This window comes from Enterococcus lemanii (genome assembly GCF_016909125.1).
Lineage (GTDB): Bacteria > Bacillota > Bacilli > Lactobacillales > Enterococcaceae > Enterococcus_I > Enterococcus_I lemanii.
Genome location: NZ_JAFBFD010000004.1, coordinates 81,116 through 99,938 on the forward strand (window position 1 = coordinate 81,116; position 18,823 = coordinate 99,938).

General features: G+C 38.5%; 16 protein-coding genes and 1 pseudogene. 9 read left to right on the forward strand and 8 right to left on the reverse strand.

Annotation, left to right across the window (positions count from 1 at the left end; genetic code table 11):
- Positions 1-42: 42 nt before the first annotated feature.
- Positions 43-1,419 carry an NCS2 family permease gene (locus JOD14_RS02145; protein WP_204653045.1) on the forward strand — a complete coding sequence of 459 codons (1,377 nt, stop codon included), beginning with the start codon at positions 43-45 and terminating at the stop codon, positions 1,417-1,419.
- 49 nt (positions 1,420-1,468) lie between these two features.
- Here JOD14_RS02145 and yaaA read toward each other — a convergent pair whose 3' ends face one another.
- The 5 genes from yaaA to JOD14_RS02170 form a co-directional block, all read right to left on the reverse strand.
- Positions 1,469-2,215, reverse strand: coding sequence for a peroxide stress protein YaaA (gene yaaA / locus JOD14_RS02150; RefSeq protein ID WP_204653046.1), 747 nt, complete (start codon positions 2,213-2,215; stop codon positions 1,469-1,471).
- 81 nt (positions 2,216-2,296) lie between these two features.
- Positions 2,297-3,241: a class 1b ribonucleoside-diphosphate reductase subunit beta gene (gene nrdF, locus JOD14_RS02155; RefSeq protein ID WP_204653047.1), complete on the reverse strand. Its 945-nt coding sequence runs from the start codon at positions 3,239-3,241 to the stop codon at positions 2,297-2,299.
- Between the two features lie 17 nt (positions 3,242-3,258).
- A complete protein-coding gene (locus JOD14_RS02160; protein ID WP_204653048.1) occupies positions 3,259-4,194 on the reverse strand; it encodes a ribonucleotide-diphosphate reductase subunit beta in 936 nt (311 codons plus the stop codon).
- 24 nt (positions 4,195-4,218) lie between these two features.
- Positions 4,219-6,375 carry a class 1b ribonucleoside-diphosphate reductase subunit alpha gene (nrdE, locus tag JOD14_RS02165; RefSeq protein ID WP_204653049.1) on the reverse strand — a complete coding sequence of 719 codons (2,157 nt, stop codon included), beginning with the start codon at positions 6,373-6,375 and terminating at the stop codon, positions 4,219-4,221.
- Position 6,376: 1 nt separating this feature from the next.
- Positions 6,377-6,862 carry a class Ib ribonucleoside-diphosphate reductase assembly flavoprotein NrdI gene (locus JOD14_RS02170; RefSeq protein WP_204653050.1) on the reverse strand — a complete coding sequence of 162 codons (486 nt, stop codon included), beginning with the start codon at positions 6,860-6,862 and terminating at the stop codon, positions 6,377-6,379.
- Between the two features lie 390 nt (positions 6,863-7,252).
- Here JOD14_RS02170 and JOD14_RS02175 point away from each other — a divergent pair, with 390 nt between their 5' ends.
- From JOD14_RS02175 to JOD14_RS02190, 4 genes are all read left to right on the forward strand, one after another.
- On the forward strand, positions 7,253-8,440 hold the full coding sequence (locus tag JOD14_RS02175) for an MFS transporter (RefSeq protein ID WP_204653051.1): 1,188 nt from the start codon (positions 7,253-7,255) through the stop codon (positions 8,438-8,440).
- 105 nt (positions 8,441-8,545) lie between these two features.
- Positions 8,546-9,643: a glycerol dehydrogenase gene (locus tag JOD14_RS02180; protein WP_204653052.1), complete on the forward strand. Its 1,098-nt coding sequence runs from the start codon at positions 8,546-8,548 to the stop codon at positions 9,641-9,643.
- A gap of 343 nt (positions 9,644-9,986) precedes the next feature.
- Positions 9,987-11,204 carry an ammonium transporter gene (locus JOD14_RS02185; RefSeq protein ID WP_204653053.1) on the forward strand — a complete coding sequence of 406 codons (1,218 nt, stop codon included), beginning with the start codon at positions 9,987-9,989 and terminating at the stop codon, positions 11,202-11,204.
- A 17-nt stretch (positions 11,205-11,221) separates the two neighbouring features.
- Positions 11,222-11,563: a P-II family nitrogen regulator gene (locus JOD14_RS02190; protein WP_204653054.1), complete on the forward strand. Its 342-nt coding sequence runs from the start codon at positions 11,222-11,224 to the stop codon at positions 11,561-11,563.
- A 78-nt stretch (positions 11,564-11,641) separates the two neighbouring features.
- Here the strand turns inward: JOD14_RS02190 and JOD14_RS02195 are convergent, their stop codons facing one another.
- Both JOD14_RS02195 and JOD14_RS02200 read right to left on the reverse strand, forming a co-directional pair.
- Positions 11,642-12,625, reverse strand: coding sequence for a LacI family DNA-binding transcriptional regulator (locus JOD14_RS02195; protein ID WP_204653055.1), 984 nt, complete (start codon positions 12,623-12,625; stop codon positions 11,642-11,644).
- A gap of 13 nt (positions 12,626-12,638) precedes the next feature.
- Positions 12,639-14,117 carry a sucrose-6-phosphate hydrolase gene (locus tag JOD14_RS02200; protein WP_204653056.1) on the reverse strand — a complete coding sequence of 493 codons (1,479 nt, stop codon included), beginning with the start codon at positions 14,115-14,117 and terminating at the stop codon, positions 12,639-12,641.
- A gap of 249 nt (positions 14,118-14,366) precedes the next feature.
- Between JOD14_RS02200 and JOD14_RS02205 the strand changes: the two genes are divergently transcribed.
- Positions 14,367-16,319: a sucrose-specific PTS transporter subunit IIBC gene (locus JOD14_RS02205; RefSeq protein WP_204653057.1), complete on the forward strand. Its 1,953-nt coding sequence runs from the start codon at positions 14,367-14,369 to the stop codon at positions 16,317-16,319.
- 101 nt (positions 16,320-16,420) lie between these two features.
- Positions 16,421-16,999 carry a uracil-DNA glycosylase family protein gene (locus JOD14_RS02210; RefSeq protein WP_204653058.1) on the forward strand — a complete coding sequence of 193 codons (579 nt, stop codon included), beginning with the start codon at positions 16,421-16,423 and terminating at the stop codon, positions 16,997-16,999.
- Positions 17,000-17,066: 67 nt separating this feature from the next.
- On the opposite strand, the gene JOD14_RS02215 is transcribed toward JOD14_RS02210, so the two are convergent.
- On the reverse strand, positions 17,067-17,654 hold the full coding sequence (locus JOD14_RS02215; RefSeq protein WP_204653065.1) for a DeoR/GlpR family DNA-binding transcription regulator: 588 nt from the start codon (positions 17,652-17,654) through the stop codon (positions 17,067-17,069).
- A gap of 42 nt (positions 17,655-17,696) precedes the next feature.
- On the opposite strand from JOD14_RS02215, the pseudogene JOD14_RS02220 reads away from it, so the two are divergent.
- A pseudogene (locus JOD14_RS02220) lies at positions 17,697-18,098 on the forward strand (MFS transporter); the annotation flags it as partial.
- Between the two features lie 258 nt (positions 18,099-18,356).
- A complete protein-coding gene (locus tag JOD14_RS02225; protein ID WP_204653059.1) occupies positions 18,357-18,722 on the forward strand; it encodes a PTS sugar transporter subunit IIA in 366 nt (121 codons plus the stop codon).
- Positions 18,723-18,823: the final 101 nt, after the last annotated feature.

The window sequence follows — 18,823 nt, forward strand, 5'->3', positions numbered from 1 at the left end:
TTTTGCCGTGATGGGCTTTTTTCAAATAAAAGGAGGATCATCATGAAAGAAAAAATTGATCAGTATTTCGGCATTACCAAATCAGGCTCGACCTTTAAACGTGAGTTAACCGGTGGGGTAACTGCATTTTTAGCAATGTCGTACGTTATCTTTGTCAATCCAATTATTTTAGGGCAAGCAGGGATGCCTCAAGATGCGGTTTTCATGTCCACGATTTTGTCATCAGCCATTGCCATGTTAGTAATGGGCTTATGGGCACGATTTCCTTTAGGTCTGGCACCATGTATGTCAATGAATGCTTTTTTTGCTTATTCCGTTGTTTTACAAATGGGTAAAACTTGGCAAGAAGCTCTCTCGACCGTTTTAGTTTCTTCGATCTTATTTATTTTATTAGCAATTTCAGGTTTACGTTCAACCATTATTAAAGCAATACCCGTTTCAGTGAAGCAAGCAGGAACAGTTGGTCTAGGGATTTTTATTGCTTTTGTTAGTTTTAAAAACTCAGGAATTATTGTCCCTGACGAAGGAATGTTTATTACGTTTGGTGGTTTCCACGATCCAAACGTGATTATTGCCTTTTTTGGTTTAACAACAGCGGCGTATTTCTTAATTCGTAAAAACCAATATGCTGTCTTTTTAGGTATGATTGGTGCGGCGATTTGTGGTTTGTTTATCCGTTTTGGTGCAAGTATGGATTGGTTCCATTTAAGCGAAAGTGTCGTTGCTGGCTTACCACAATTGCCAAGCGGCTCACCGGTTGTTTTACCAACGCAACCAATGCAAAGTATGTTGGATGAGACTTTCTTAGTTGCCGTTACAACCTTACCTAAGATGTTATCGGCCGATTCAATTATTGTTATTTTAACTTTCTTGTTCTTAGATTTCTTTGGGACAGCCACAACCTTGTCAGCAGCCGCAACACAAGTCTCAGACATCAAACGTGAAAGCTTTGAAGACAATAAACGCATTTATAGTGCCGATGCAATTGGTTCATTTGTTGGTTCAATTTTTGGAACATCAAGCTTATCAACTTATATCGAATCTGTTTCAGGTATTATTGCGGGAGCACGTACAGGCTTAATGAGTGTCATCGTTGCGATTTTATTCTTATTATCCACTTTCTTTTACCCAGTGCTTTCATTAGTAACGCCAGCTGTGACAACGCCCGCGATGGTCGTTATCGGTATTTTCATGATGCAAAACATTACAAGCATCAAGTGGGATGGCGGATTTGAAGAAATTATTCCCGCTTTCTTAACGATTGTGATGATGCCATTAACCGGCTCAATTGCTTTAGGTTTGGTATTAGGCTTCTTATCTTATGAAATTTGTATGATTTTTGCCAAACGCTTTGATGAATTACCACCAGTGATGCACTTGATTTCACTCATTTCTTTAGCTTACTTATTTACACTTTAATCAAAAAACGCCCGACTACTCGATTTTACAAAGAGCAGTCGGGATTTTTTTAATTGTTTTTTATAAATACCATTTTTTGTTCGTCCGAAAATTCAGAAGCATAAGCATAATCCGGATGGTCGAATTGCTTCATTCCTTCAAGCGTTGTAATTTGATTTTCAGCCATAAAGCGGACCATTTCACCACGGGCCATTTTGGCTAAAGTGGCTTTTACTTTGAGTTTCCCATCCACAAGGCTAGCAAAGACCGGTTCAATAAAAAGATCGGTCGGTTTTAAATAGGGCGTAATTGCCTTACTATATTCTTTTGAAGCGAGATTGATGATGGGGCCGGCTTCAGTCGTTAAAGTATCATAAAGCTTTTTACCCCAAAATTCGTAAAGATTTTTGGTATCGCCAACGGCTAAGTTTGCTTGCATTTCTAGGCGGTAAGGAACGACGCCGTCAAAAGGGCGCAAAATCCCATAAAATCCTGATAAAATGCGTAAATGTTGCTGCAGATAAGTCAATCCATCATCGGTTAACAAATCTGGCGCCATGTATTGGTATTGAATCCCTTTATAAGTCATGACAGCTGGACTTGTTTGGTTGGTTAAATTTAGCGCTTGTAAGTGTGCGTAGTTTTCTTGGGCGAGTTTGTCACTACATTGCCACAAGGTTTTAGCTTCTTCATAAGAAAGTTTTTTTAATTCAGCCAAAATTTCCGTCGTTTCATCGATGAATAATGGGGATTGTTCGGGTAAAAAACTATCGATTGAAACGAGCATTTTTTTTGTCGGGGAGAGAATGATTTGCATAGAAAAGACTCCTTGTCTAAGATGTGATTAGATTTATCATAACATGAATCAAAACAAGGCTTCAGTATTTTTTTGTGTCTATTAAAAATCATAATCATCCGCAGTCATCGCTTCAACGTTGCCGAGTAAGTAACCGGCGCCTACTTGAGAGAAAAAATCGTGATTGGCTGTTTCAGTTGAAATACCATTTTTGACGAGTGGGTGAATCTCTTCAATCGTTGCTTGTTCGAAACGAGCGTCAAAGCCCATATTTTGTAGGGATTTATTGGCGTTATAGCGAATAAATTGCTTGACGTCATCAACTAAATCAAGTGGGGCATAAAGTTTTTCAGTAAAAATAAACTCATTTTCTAAAAGGTCATCGAGAAGGTCGTCCATCCAAATTTTAAAAGCGACTTGTTCTTCCGCATTTAATTCCGCAAAACCTAATTGAAACTTATAACCTAAGTAAGTGCCGTGCACCGATTCATCGCGAATAATTAATTTAATGATTTCCGAAAGATTGGCTAATTTATTTTGACCGCGATACCATAACGGCAAAAAGAAGTTATCATAATATAAAATCCCTTCTAAAAAAACACTTGCGACTTTTTTCTGTAAAGGATCTCCAGTTTGGTAAATCTCATTGATACGTCTGACTTTGTATTGCATTTGAGGATCATTGTTCATCCAGTGATAGACTTGGTCGATTACCGCGTTTTCATTGAGTGAAGTCAAAATTGTGCCGTAACTTTTAGCATGGATGGATTCCATCATTAAAAAGTTATTGATCACGGCTGCTTCTTTTCGAGTCCGTGCATCGGCGCGTATTTTATTGACGCCTTCTTCAGACTGCAAGGTGTCAAGCAAGGCTAAGCCGCCGACCACTTGATTAATAATATTTTTTTCTGTTTCAGATAAGGTTCGCCAATCGCTTAAATCGTTGGACACTGGCACACGAGTATCTAACCAAAATTGCGCAGTGGCTTTGTCCCAAACGTATTCATCAAAAACATCTTCTTCGATATTCCAATTTAAAGTTTTCATTTTTGTTTCTCGCTTTCTTAAAATTGATAATCACTGACTTGCATCGCTTCATCTTGTTGACTAAAGATGACTTGTGCTTGTTGCGTCATTTGTTTCGTCGTCATTAAATATGGTTGGAACATTTGTTTAATCACGGGGCTTGGTGTTTCCTCATTTGGCTTGTGAAAACCAAGTGTTTGGTAAGTATAAACTAGACCAAATTGCAAAGCGTCGAGGCTTGTCTTAAAATCATCATCGGTTAAAAGTTCTGCTAAAAAAGCTTGTTCGAGTTGGATGAGCTCTTGGCTAAAGTCTTCAAACCAAGTTTTAAATTTACTTTTTTCCATCTCATCTAAAAGCCAATACGTTTTTTGAAATTTATACCCGAGATAAGCACTAAAAATCCCGGTCCCTTGTAAAATTTGCCGTAACATTTGTTTGGTTTGGTTTAAGGCTGTTTGTTGCAAAAGGGGGGCGAGTTTGCCAAATGTTAAGACCGTATTAGCTAAGAAAAAAGCGGCCTTTTTTTGTAGCGCCTCCCCTTGTTCAAAAACATTTTCTAATAAGCCGATTTGTTGTTGTAAAAGGGGGTGGTGATCGGCAAAATCATAGCCAATTTGTGTTTTTTCGTCCGAAACTAAACCGCGAAAAATACTCGTATACGCTTTTGTATGCACCGATTCTAAAAAAGTTAAGATATTTAAGACCGCTTCTTCTTGTTGCGTTTGAATAGCTGGTCGCAAACTCGGTGCCCCGATTTCAGCGTGAAGTGCCGCATTTAACGAAGCGCTTGCTAAGAATTGTATCAATATTTGTTGTGTTTTTTGCGGTAAATTTTTCCAAGCATCAAAATCTTCTCGCATCGGTAAGCGGGTATCTAACCAAAAGTGGTTGGTTAATTTTTCCCAAGTGTAAGTGTCTAGGTTGTCAAAAGTCTCATTCCAGTTGACCGCTTTGTAATATAAAAAATTCATTATTCAAAACTCCTTTAAGTGTGATTAGATCATGCAAGCTTCACATTGATTGGCGCTAGTAAATTCATCGTCAGGGGTGAACGTTCGGACATAGTAAATGGACTTGATTCCTTTGGTCCAGGCGTAGTTTCGCAGACGATTCAAATCGCGAGTGGTCATGAGTAACTGGTCGTCGTTTTTCCATTCGTAAAGTCCTGCTGGTAAAACCGAACGCATAAAGAGTGTCAAACTCATCCCTTGGTCAATGTGTTTTTGCGCGATGGCATATGTATCAATAATTTTTCGTTGATCGATATCATAAGCACTTGTGTAGTAAGGCAACGTGTCATTGCTTAAGAAAGGGGCCGGATAAAAAACCGAACCGACTTTGTTTTCTTGTCGTTGTTCAACGAGTTGGGTAATCGGATGAAGGGAGGCACTTGTTTCATTGACGTAAGAAATTGATCCATTCGGTGCAACGGCTAGCCGGTTGCGGTGATAGAGTCCGTGTTTTTGCACGGCTTTTTTTAACATTTGCCAATCTTTCAAGGTTGGCAAGGGGATATTGGCAAATAATTGTTTGTTTTTTTCAAAAGTTAAGGTAAAAGGTTCGGCAAGGTAAGTTTCAAAATAAGAACCGTCCGCATAAGCAGAGGCGTTAAAATCATGGAATGTTTGCCCTTTTTCTTGGGCAATTTTATGACTAGCAACTAAAGAATAATAGTTGAGCGCATAAAAACAAGCTTCGGTAAATTCAAGTGCTTCAGGGGAACCGTAGTGGATTTGATTAGTAGCTAAAACCGTGTGTAGCCCCATCGCCCCAAGACCGATTGTATGATACAAATCGTTGCCTTTTTTAATACTTGGGACTTCGTGAATGGCGGTCAACTCACTGACGGTTGTTAAGGCACGAATCGCACGTTCAACGGATTGTGCGAAGTCGGGACTTTTGATTAAATTCATCAAATTCACCGAACCTAAATTACAAGAAATATCCGTACCGATTGTTTGGTAAGACAAATCATCATTTAACTCAGACGGTTCTTGTGGTTGTAAAATCTCACTGCACAAGTTACTCATGATAATTTTCCCATTGACGGGGTTGGTGCGATTGGCGGTATCGATATTTAAAATATAAGGATAGCCTGATTCCTGTTGTAAACGCGAAATCTCTTGTTCAAGTTCACGCGCTTGAATGTAGTTTTTTTTGATGTCAGGATGTGCAACCATAGCATCGTATTCTTTGGTCAGATCGACATAGCTAAAAGGTTTTTTGTAGACTTTTTCAACATCATAAGGGCTAAACAACGCCATCGGTTGATTGGTTTTTAGTAGTTCGTAATATTTATCAGGCACCGTTAAGCCTAAAGAAAGGGTCTTGACGCGAATTTTTTCATCGGCATTTTCTTTTTTGGTCGCTAAAAAAGAAAGAATATCGGGGTGAAAGACATTTAGATAAACAACACCAGCACCATTTCTTTGCCCAAGTTGATTGGAGTAACTAAAGGCATCTTCCAATAATTTCATGACCGGAATGACACCAGAAGAAGCGTTGGTAATTTTTTTGATCGGATCACCGGCAGCCCGTAAGTTAGAGAGATTCAAGCCGACGCCACCACCAATCTTTGACAATTGTAAGGCCGAATTTAACCCCCGCCCAATTGAAAGCATCGAATCGTTTAAATCTAGTAAGAAGCAAGAAACCATTTCCCCACGCCGTTTTTTGCCAGCATTTAAAAAAGTCGGGGTCGCCGGTTGAAAGCGTTGGGTAATTAATTCTTCAGCCAAAGCCGTTGCGAGTTTTTCATCACCATTGCCTAAATACAACGCGTTTAATAATACCCGGTCAACAAAATCTTCCAAATAAGCTTGTTTGTCATCGGTTTGCATGGCGTATTGGTTATAAAATTTATAAGCGCCCATGAAACTGCGAAAAGCAAAAGGATGCGTCCGAAGTTTATCGTGGAGTTGTTCGATAAAGTGAAAAGAATACAATTGGACAAGTTTTTCATCAATATAATCTTCCGTAATTAAAAAAGTAAACCGCTCTTTAAGTGAGGGAAAAGTCATCGTTTTAGGTACAACCGTTTCTTTGAAAAAAGCGGTTAAAGCTTCTTGGTCGTAATGAGTGGGAATCTTTCCATCGATAGGGATATTCACTAAATTATTTAAATAAAAATAAGTTTGTTTTTCTTTAAGCATGTCAGACTCCTTCTTTTTGTCGTTCATTGGCCCGTGTTTGTTCTTTGATTAAAAGCTCACCAATCCGCACAATGTCCAATTGGCTTCCACGTAATTCAAATTCATCAAGATAAGGAAAATGAAAGTAATCGGCATATTGATGGGCCGTCAGAGCAAATTGTTTATTAAAATTACGATTGCCACTCCCGACAATTCCGTAACAACGCTGATAATTCTCCTGATAACGCAAATAATCTTTTAAAGGCGTCGTTAGTATCTCTTGGTCTCCATTGTCTTTTCCGTTGCCGCCTTCTAAAAAAGCCGGTAAAAAAGTTGCGAAAGGTTGTTCTAATTTTTGAAAAGCTTCTTTTTTATAAAGGATTTCTTTCACATTCTTTGCGTTAAGTTGCACGCCTTTTTCTGCGTAATATTGTTCTAATTGGGCCATAAAATAAGTCGTATTGCCGGTTAAACTAATATATAAAATATGAATCTTCAGCGGTTGCATGAAAAGTCACTCCTTTGGTTTATTTTGATGGAACACAATATATTGTACCATTGAATTAAAATAACACAATATGTAGTGTTTTTGTGAAATAAAATGAAAGCTTAATCTATTCATACTTGTGAAAACAACAAGCAGAAGAATCAAAAAAAATTCAAAAAATTTTTTTTAGCACAAATGGCTTAAGAGAAATCATTTCTTCGTTTTAATAAAAAATAATCCGCCGTTTTATATAAAAAAATATATAAAGGTTTGTGAATAAATTATTTATTAAGGAGAAAAGTTGAGGAGATGCATTTTGTGAAGGTTTGAGGAGTAATCAAGCAGTGAAACAAAAAAAAGAAGTGGTATAATGGAAATGTCGAAAAAAAGAAATGGATGGTAAGGAAGAAATTGGCAACTTTATTTTTAATGATTATTTATTTAACATTTATTAGTTTAGGTTTACCAGATGCTTTATTAGGAGTTGGGTGGCCTGAAATGTATTCTGAGTTACACGTGCCGCAAAGTTTTGCAGGGGTGGTATCGATTACGATTTCCCTAGGAACGATTGCCTCAAGTTTTTTTAGCGGTAAGTTTATTCGCCGTTTTGGGACAGGGAAATTAACGGCAATTAGCGTGTTGAGTACTGCCGTTGCCTTACTCGGTTTTTACTTTGCGCCAAGTTTTCTTTGGGTAATGCTTGCAGCCATTCCATTAGGATTAGGTGCGGGGGCTGTCGATGCGGGCTTAAATGATTACGTGGCACGTCACTACCAAGCGCACCACATGAACTGGCTACATAGCTTTTGGGGCGTGGGTGCACTCACAAGTCCACTCATTATGGGACAAGTACTAGCGCATGGTTCCTCTTGGCGTGTGGGTTATTTAATTGTTGCTATCATTCAATTTTTGTTAGTGGCAATTTTATTTCTCACGTTACCAATGTGGCGCAGTCGGGAAATGCGCCCATTAAAAGTAACCCCAAAAACAACCGAACCAGATATGAAGCTCGTTCAGTTGCTTCAATTAAAAAAGGTTCGGCTAGCTTTGTATGCTTTTTTTCTATATATTGGAGTGGAAGCAACAATGGGATTGTGGACAAGTAGTTATTTGATTAGTGTCAAAGGCATCGCGAGTGACAAAGCAGCAATTGGTGTTTCGATATTTTTTGGTTTTATTATGTTTGGTCGTTTACTTTCAGGTTTTATGTCGATGATGTTGAGTAATCGCCAATTAATCCAAGTTGGTCAACTGTTGATTTTATTAGGAAGCGTGTTTGTTTGGTTGTCTGCAAGTTATGCCTTTTTACTGTTTGGTATAAGCTTAATTGGTTTTGGTTGTGCGCCAATTTATCCGGCCATGCTTCATGAAACCCCGCAGCGTTTTGGACAAAAGATTGCTCAAGAAATTATGGGCGTGCAAATGGCGTTTTCGTATACGGGCTCTGTTGTTTTGCCACCCTTGTTTGGCTTTTTAGTCCCAATTGTCGGGATGCGTAGTTTGCCTCTTTTCTTACTGTTTTATGCGTTGATGATGTGGCTAGCTTCTGAACGTTTAGTGAAAAAGATTGACCAAGAAAAAATTAGAAAGAAAGACTGATTTTTTAATTTCAGTCGTTTTTTTATTTTAAATTGTTAAAAAATAAACAAGTATAGAATACTTGGATTATAATAAAAATAGCAAAATGAAAGAAGGGGTAAAATCATGCAAAAGGTTTTTATTAGTCCGCTAAAATATGTTCAAGGCGAGGGTGTCCTAACAAATGAGTTACGCCATCTAGAAAAATTAGGGAATCATTTTTTATTGCTTTGTGATACTTTTGTTTATGAACTCGTCGGTGAAAAATTACAAGCAGATTTAACTAAAAAAGGGCGACAAGTTACACCTGTTGCTTTTAACGGCGAAACATCAATGAATGAAATCAAACGTGTCAGTGAAATCGCACGCCAAAACCAAGTGGCAGTCATTATCGGCTTAGGTGGTGGCAAAACGATTGATGCCGCAAAAGCGATTGGCGACACACTTGATTTACCAGTCGCCATTTTACCAACCGTCGCGTCAACGGATGCGCCAACTTCAGCCATTTCAGTGATTTATACAGAGGCCGGCTTATTTGATCGTTATGTGTTCTATAAGCGAAACCCGGTGCTTGTGTTAGTCGATACTGGGATAATTGCCAAAGCACCTGCTCGTTTACTAGCGGCTGGAATTGGCGATGCGCTAGCAACATGGGTTGAAGTGCGTGCCATTGTTAAAAATAACAGTGAAACGTTAGCAGGTGGACGACCAACTTTGGCTGCGCAAGCCATTGCCCAAAAGTGCGAAGAAGTCCTATTTGCAAATGCTGAACAAGCCATGCTAGACTGTGAAAAGAATCAGGTCACCCCTGCTTTAGAAGCGGTGGTTGAAGCCAATACATTGTTAAGCGGTCTAGGATTTGAAAGTGGTGGCTTAGCGCTTGCCCATGCGATTCACAATGGTTTTACGGCAATACCCGGTCCAATTCATGCCCTGTCTCATGGTGAAAAAGTCGCTTATGGGACCTTAGTTCAACTGATGTTAGAAGGAGCGCCGATAGAAGAATTGAATCGCTATGTGACTTTGTATCGCAAAATCGGACTACCAACCACGCTAGAAGATTTGAATTTAACAGACGTGACGTACGCGAACTTGTTAAAAGTAGGAGAACTTGCGACAAAAGAAAATGAAACAAGCCAGCGCGTCGATTTTGCGGTGGATGCAAAGAAAGTAACGGAGGCGTTGTTTGCGGTCGATGCCTATGTGCGGCGGGAGTTTGAATGAAAGAGTGGCTATTTGCTCGCTAATGAGATATGATTTCGTGTTGATGGATTTTTCATCAACACTTTTTTGGAATACGTAATATAACCTAAGTTAATAAGAATAGATTCTTAAAAAATGTTTAACAAGAAAGGAATATTTAGATGAGTGCATAGAAGGGGGAAAGAAAGGGGAGCTTTCGAGTTTCGATTGCTGAGCCCTTTTTGAAATACAAGTTCGTATTTAATGTAATAAAATATGACATCAAAATAGCGTATTTCGAAATTTTTCGCTGTTTTTTCTAAAAAAACAGCGAAAAACGAAAAAAAGAATGTTATTATTTATCACATAAAAGGAGGTTGATTTTATGGTTAATGGTAATGTTGCTTTTTTAATTATTTGTTCAGGTTTAGTTTTTCTAATGACACCAGCACTTGCATTTTTTTATGGTGGGCTATCGCGCCGGAAAAACATCTTGAATACAATGATGATGGTTATTTGTTCGATGGGATTGGCTTCAGTTTTATGGATAATAATAGGTTATAGTTTGTCTTTTGGTGAGGGAAATGCGTTTATTGGAAGTTTTGATAAATTATTTTTACAAAACGTTTCAATGACTGCAGGAGACTCTATTCCAGAAGGCTTATTTGTTGCTTTCCAGATGATGTTTTCGCTGATTTCAGTGGCGATTATTACGGGTTCAGTAGCAGGGCGAATGCGCTTTTCCGCGATTTTTATATTTATGCTAGCTTGGTTAATGATTGTTTATTACCCGATGGCGCATATGGTTTGGGGTAAAGGTTTTCTTGATCAAATGGGTTCGATTGATTTTGCTGGGGGGAATGTCGTTCATATTAGTTCCGGAATTTCGGGTTTAGTTTTAGCTTATGTTTTAGGCAAACGCCGCGAGTTTTTCCAAATGGAGTATCGTCCGCATAATATTCCTTTTGTTGTATTAGGCTCGGGATTGCTATGGTTTGGCTGGTTTGGGTTTAACGCTGGTTCAGCTTTAGCAGCAGATGGTTTAGCGATTCATTCTTTACTAACAACGAATACGGCAGCAGCTTCTGCAATGCTTTCTTGGTTATTGATTGAAAAAATCAAGTTAGGAAAGCCAACGATTATTGGCGCTTGTACCGGAGCAGTTGTTGGTTTAGTAGCAATTACTCCAGGGGCAGGATTTGTTTCGCTTTGGTCGTCATTTGTCATTGGAGCCCTTATAAGCCCGTTGTGTTATTATTTCATTTCGGTTATTAAACGTAAAATTAAAATTGATGATGCCTTAGATGCATTTGGATGTCATGGTGTCGGTGGGATTTTCGGTGGTTTATTGACTGGGATTTTTGCAGATCCTTCAGTAAATGGTCGTGTGGGTTTGATTTATGGTGGGACTGATTTGTTTGTCGCACAAGTATTGAGTATCCTTTTTACGATTGTATTTTCTGGTATCGCGAGTTTTATCATTATTTATCTAATTCGCTTATTTATGCCAATTCGGGTAACTGAAAAAGAAGAAGCTTTTGGAATGGACAAAGTTGAACATGATGAAACAGCTTATCCAACCTTTTTAGGTTTAGATTCGTAATACGAGGAGGGAAGGCAATGAAAAAGGTCGAGGCAATTATTCGTTTAGAAAAATTAGAAGATTTAAAAGAAGCTCTGTCCTTTACGGGGTACGCAACGGGAATGACGGTAACTCAAGTACTTGGTTTTGGTAATCAAAAAGGGGTGACGGAATTTGTTAGGGGACAAGAAATCGTAACAAGTCTTTTGCCAAAGATTCAGGTAATGTGGATTGTTAAAGAAGAAATAGTCGATAATTTGGTAAAATTAATTATCGAAGTGTGTCGTACTGGTGAGGTTGGGGATGGTAAAATTTTTGTAATGGATGTTGAAGAAGTCATTCGGATTCGGACTGGTGAAAAAGGGGAGCAAGCGATTTAAAAATTAAATCATTTTAGCTAAATGAAAAAGGGCTAAAATCGCAAATTTGAATGCGATTTTAGCCCTTTTCTTTAAGTCTTAACTCGTCTTCCCTTGGTGCACTTTCACCGGCAGTAGGTACTGACTATCCAATTGTTTTTCTTTGTTTTTAATCCGTTGGAGTAGTAAATCAACAATGATTTCAGCATAATCATTCATCGGTTGGACAATGGTCGACAGTTGTGGAAAATAGTTTTGCACAAAGTCTGTGCCGTCATAACCGATAATTTTTAGTGTTTCAGGTACCGAAATACCTAATTCTTGGCACTGATTATAGACTAAAATAGCCGTTAAATCATCGGTACAAAAAACACCATCAAGCGTTTCGTTTTCTAAAATACGCCGAATATCAATATTTTTTAGAGTAGTCGAACGTGAAATCGAGTGAATATTAAAAACTTTTGGTTCTAAATTATGTTCTTTTAAAAAAGCAAGATAGCCGTGGTAGCGCTGATTCGTTGGTGAATTTGAGCTTTGCGTCCCGGTTAAGATAGCAATGTTTCTTGCCCCACGTAAGTAGAGATTTTCGGTAGCTAAGTAACCACCTTGAAAGTTATCACTGCCGACAATCGGAATACCTTCTGCTAAGAAACGGTCAAAGGAAATGATTGGTAGCTTGATATTTTCGTATTCATCGATTCCTAAATTATGTGCCCCTGCAATAATGCCATCGACTTTATTGGCGGTTAACATTTTAAGGTAATCACGTTCTTTTTCTTTATTATTGGCACTATCGCACAAAATTGAACGATAACCTAATTCAAAAAGTTTGCTTTCTAAACGTTCAACGAGTTCACCGAAAAAAGGAATTGCAACGGTTGGAAAAATGAGGCCGATTAATTGCGTATTTTTCCCTTGGAGTGAACGAGCAAGCGAATTGGGTTGGTAATTGAGTTCTTCCATTGCTTGGTGAACTTTATCAATTGTTTTTTGACTTAAAGAACCATAATTATTAATGACACGTGAAACGGTCGTTGGAGAAACACCGGCTCTTTTTGCGACATCGGTCAATTTAATCGTCAAGATTTTTCACCCTTTATTTCATTTTTCGTAGGGGCCAGAAGTGCGTCGTAAATGGCGCATCTGCTTGTAAATGAACCTGTGTTTGCTTTTCTGTTGGGAAAGCACGTAAGGTTGCGACTTCTTTTCCGCCATTAATAAAGATTTCAATGATGGATTGGTCCACAAAAATTTGTAAAGACAGCGGTTCATTGGCAATCTCGAATGCACGACTTGTTCCAAAATCTTCTCCAAAAACTTCGCCGGCCTGGCTACGATCAATTTTCATTTTACCATGAGACGCATCAAAAGTAATCGTCATCCCATGATTTTGTTCTTCATCGGCTAGTAGTGTAAAAGTGCCACTTGCCAAAGTTTCAAAATCAATTTGTAGTTCGTATTGGTTGGACTTGGCATCAAAGGTTACTAATTTTTCATCTGTATAAGTCGTTGCATTTTCTTGGCGTAGTTCGCGCATTTCTTTCACGGGCGTTTGATAAAGCACGTCTTCTTTAAAGCTCAATTCTTTTACGATACTTAAACCGTGGGCCCAACCGTATTTGTCAGTTGGATAAGCAATTTCAGGTAAACCAACCCAACTGACTGATAGTAAACGGCCATCAGGTGCTTTAAAAGCTTGCGTGGCATAAACATCAAAGCCTTCGTCAAGGTTTTTTAAAGCGCTAGGGCTGATCAGTGCATTTTTTTCTTTGTCATAGCTGGCAGCAGTCACATACATATTGGGATAAATATTTTGATACGCACAAATCGCTGGATCTAGCCCTTGGGGACAAAAGATTAATAGGGCGTGCTCGTCGGTTAATAGTAAATTCGGGCATTCCGCCATAAACCCCATTTGCTCATTCGTAAAATTGAGTTTTCCTAACTGTTCCCAATTGAGACAGTCGTGACTAAAGTAAGTTAACACTTCGCCTTCTTCTTGTTCATTTTGTGCACCAATGACCATTAAATAACCATCTTCAAAAGGAAAAACTTGTGGATCACGAAAATGCGTGGTATATCCTTTTGGTGGTTCGGCAATTAAAGGGGTAGGGATTTTAGTGATTTCGCCAGATGGATTCATAAAAGCACCCATTTGATAAGTGTAACGTTCCCAATTTTCATCCCGAACATTCCCAGTGTAAGCTAAAAATAATTGGTCGCCCATCGGCATGGCTGTCCCAGAGTAAACACCGTGGCTATCATAAGACGAATCAGGTAGTAGTTTTAATCCTTCTTCTTGCCAATCGACTAAGTTGTCAGAAGTGACGTGGGCCCAAGATTTTACGCCGTGAACCGGCCCCATCGGATAAGCTTGATAAAACAATTGCCATTTCCCATTATAATAAGCAAAACCGTTCGGATCATTTAGTAAGCCGGTAGGTGGCTGAATGTGGTAACCAAAGCGCCAAGGGGAATTTTTGACCGTCTTTGTTAAGTTTTCCAAGTAGTCTGGCGCCCAATCTTGATAGGGACGATAGAGGTCTTGTGTGGTCCAATCTTTTTTTAATTCCATGTTCAATCTCCTCGTAAGCGTATTCTTAAGCCAAGCATAAAGCAAATTCGCTAAATTGTCAAACGTTTATCATTTATAACATAAATATAACAATGAAACAAACTGATTATCTTTATAGTCAAAATAAATATTAAAAAAATAATTGTTAAACGTTTGACAATTTAAAAAACCTGTGGCATAATCTGAAATTGTAAAGCGATTACATTTTTCGCAACGTTAAAAAAAGAAACTATCCAAGGAGGAGTTATCATGGATCATAAAAAAGTGGCAAAGGAAATTGTCAAAGCACTCGGTGAGGGCAACATTCAAGCAGCAGCACACTGTGCGACGAGGCTACGACTAGTGCTAAAGGATACAAGTAAAATTGATCAAAAAGCACTCGATAATAATGAGGGAGTTAAGGGGACGTTTGAAGTAAACGGCCAATACCAAATCATTATTGGTGCAGGGGACGTCAATAAAGTTTATGCAGAACTCGTTCAATTAACTGGTGTCAAAGAAGCATCGACGGACGATTTGAAAAAAGTGGCTGCAGAAGGTAAAAAATCAAATCCAGTAATGGACCTAATTAAAGTCCTTTCAGACATTTTTGTGCCAATCGTGCCAGCCTTAGTTGCCGGTGGTTTGTTAATGGCGATTAACAACCTCTTAACCGCTCAAGATTTATTTGGTCCATTGTCTGTTGTTGAAATGTTCCCGAAATTAACGGATTTAGCTGCCATTATTAATTTATTAGCTGCCGCACCATTTGCTTTCTTACCTATTTTAATTGGTTTCTCGGCAACACGTCGCTTTGGCGGAAATCCTTATTTAGGAGCAGCTATGGGAATGGTCATGGTCATGCCCGATTTGGTGAACGGTTATGGTGTAGCCAATGCCATTGCAGAAGGAACAATGCCTTATTGGAACGTCTTTGGGTTAGAAATTGCCCAAGCGGGTTACCAAGGTTCGGTTTTACCTGTTTTAGTCGTTGCATGGATTTTAGCGAATTTAGAAAAATTCTTCCATAAAAGAATTCCAAGTGCTTTTGATTATACTTTTACCCCAATGTTAGCGATTATCATTACTGGTTTTCTAACCTTTACGGTAGTGGGTCCAGTGATGCGTGGGGTCGCAGATGGCATTACGAACGGTCTTGTTTGGTTATATAGTACAACGGGCGCCTTTGGTTTAGGTGTGTTTGGTTTATTCTATTCACCAATCGTCATTACTGGTTTACACCAAAGCTTCCCAGCAATTGAGACCACTTTACTCGCAGACATTGCTAAAACGGGTGGGTCATTTATTTTCCCAGTTGCATCCATGGCCAACGTGGCGCAAGGAGCGGCAACTTTAGCTATTTTATTCTTAACAAAAAATGAAAAACAAAAGAGTTTAGCAACTTCTGCCAGTGTGTCTGCGCTATTAGGAATTACGGAACCCGCGATTTTTGGGGTGAACTTAAAACTAAAATTCCCGTTCATTTGTGGAATGATTGCAGCGGGGATTTCAAGTGCTTTTATTGGCTTTTTCCATGTTGTATCGGTAGCGATGGGACCAGCGAGTGTGATTGGTTTCATTTCAATTGCGCCAAAATCAATTACGTACTTCATGATCGGTATCGCGATTAGTTTAGTTTTAGGTTTTACATTGACTTATATTTACGGTAAAAAGAATATCGGCTTGATTTTAGGTGAAGAAGCAGCAGAAGAAACCGTTGTGGTTGCAAGCGAGGTAGTCGAACCAAGCGCACCAACAACAGAAAAAACGGAAATGCTATTTTCACCAATCAAAGGGCAAGTCGTTGCTTTAAATGAAGTGCCAGATCCAGTTTTCTCTTCTGAAATGATGGGGAAAGGAATTGCCATTGAACCGACTGAAGGCATTGTATATGCGCCAGCAGATGGTGAATTAACGGTTGTCTTCCCAACCAATCATGCGTATGGTTTGAAAACAACCGATGGCGCTGAAATTTTAATCCATGTAGGAATTGATACGGTTCAAATGGAAGGAAAAGGTTTTTCAAGTACCAAAAAAGTCGGTGACCAAGTGAAAAAAGGGGAGATTTTAGGTACCTTTGAAATTGAGACAATCAAAGCAGCCGACTATGCACCAGTAACGATGATGGTGATTACGAACTCTGCGACTGATAACTTGGGTGTAGAAACCGTGGCCCAAGGGCAAGTCGGACACACCGATCAATTATTAAAAGTAACAAAATAAAAAACGACTACCTTTTTAGCGAAAGGTAGTCGTTTTTTTTGAATTATTTGAAGAAATTCGGTACGCTTGACTTACGATGAATGTGAGAGGAGTCCAGGAAAATGACCATTGCAGAAATTAAACAAGCCATCATGCAAGATCCTGCGAACCAAGCGATGACGGCTCAAGGCTGGCAACCGATTTTCACTGCTTACCCTGAAACAAAAATATTATTAATCGGACAGGCACCAGGAATCAAAACCCAATTAAAAGAAGATGTTTTTCGTGATCAAAGTGGCAAGAAATTACGTCAATGGCTGAATGTTAGCGAAGAAACCTTTTATGACTCAAAGAAAATTTCCGTTTTACCGCTTGATTTTTATTTTCCCGGTAAAGCAAAAACGGGGGACTTACCGCCACGCTTGGATTTTGCAGAGAAATGGCACCCATTACTGCTAGAGCAAATGCCACAAGTCAAATTAACTATTTTAATTGGTCTGTATGCGCAAAAATTCTACTTGCAAGAACGGGCGAAAAAAACGTTAACCGCCACCGTTCAAGCTTACAAAGAATATTTACCAGAATATTTTCCGTTGCCGCACCCATCCCCGTTAAATATCCGTTGGTTTAAAAATAACCCTTATTTTGAAGCAGAGATGGTGCCAGAGTTGCAGGCGATAGTGAAAGCAGCTTTAGAATAAGCAAGTTGCTACTTAAAAAAAGCAAACGATCTGACGAATCGTTTGCTTTTTTTTGTATATTCATGAATTAACAAGTCACTTGCACTACTTGGACTCCTTGTTTTTCGATCTCATCGAGCACCTTTTCATCGGCATATGAATCTGTAATTAAAATATCAATATTCGAGATTTCACCAATTGTAAAATTTGAAGAATTTCCAATCTTTCGATAATCTGCGACAACAATTAACTTCCCTGAATTTTCAATCATTTTCCGGTTGATCCTAGCTTCATGGATAAGAGAAGTGGAGATGCCTGTTTCAATATCAATCCCACTACAACCAATAATGGTCACATCCGATCGAGCGTGACTAAAAGATTCAATTGCGATGTCACCAGACAATGTTCCTTTTGGATACCGAATTTCACCACCAGTTAAAATAATTGTTGATTGTGGATGGTGCTCCATGTTGATAATTTTTGTATTGTTAGTCATTACGTTAATAGGTATATCTTTTAGGAATGCAAGAGTTTTTAAAGCGGTACTACTCGTGTTGATAAAAATCGTTTCACGACTGGAAATATATTGCGCTGCTTTTTGAGCAAGAAGGTATTTGATGTTTTCTAACGTATCTGTCGCATCGAAGTTAGAAATCTCCGTTTCAGGTAATTCAATTTTACCAAAAGAAACTCAGGTAATAAAAGTTTAAGTTTATTATTTATTATTACGTTTATTGCTACTTCGTTTGCCTCAATGTCAAATGCGCTAGTGAATGTTTTAGTAAATGACGCGATTGATTACGTTCAATTTAAAGACGGAGTTGCCGCAAATGCTGTCATTTCATCCATTAAAGGTTTTGCTCAAAAATGCGGAAATACAGTCACAAATGCTGGTATTTTAGCGGTACTTGCTTGGGCGGGATACCGAGCAGGTGACATTGGTAATCAACCTGAAAGTACGATGCTAGCAATCAATTTCTTGCGTTTTGGTGCTCCAGCTTTAACCGGAATTGTGTTATTAATTGCTTTGCGATTCAATCCCGTTGAAAAACATCGTGCAGACATTATTGAAATGAAAAAATTGATTCGTGATCATAGTGAAGATAACCATCAACAATAAAAATAAAACTCTAAATCGATTTTAGTCACTGAAAAAAGATTGTTTAATTGATATCAGAATTACGTAATCGTCTAAAAAGAAATAACTTTTTTAGAGAAAGGGTTTACAAAAAAACGAAACCCTGCTAATCTAAAGCTGTAATTAAGGAATGTGATTAGTTCGGCTAAGCATGACCAATTTACCAAAACCCAAGGGGGCTTTGTGTGAATTGGTCATTTTTTGTTTTTTAAATTAAAATAAAAGGAGAAATGAAATAAAATGAAGATTTATAGTCCAGCGGCAGGCATGACCAAAAAAATTGAAGAAGTAAACGATGAGGTCTTTTCACAAAAAATGATGGGAGACGGCATCGCGATTGTACCAGAAGAAGAATGGATTGTGTCTCCAGTTGATGGTGAAGTCATGGCGGTTTTTCCAACCGGTCATGCACTTGGTTTGAAAACAGAAGAAGGCATCGAGTTGTTGCTTCATTTGGGTGTTGATACAGTAGAATTAGAAGGGCAACACTTTAACTGCGTGGTGACTCAAGGACAAAAAGTGAAAATGGGCGAGCCTTTAGTTCAGATGGCGCACCAAAAAATAAAAGAGAGTGGTTATGAAAATGATGTTATCTTAATTCACTAATGGTGCGTAAATAAAATAAGAATATTCAGATAATTTACTTTTCAAAAAAATGTTAAAAACGAAGAGTGCTCGCGCAGAGGATGACCTTTTTCCAGAAAATT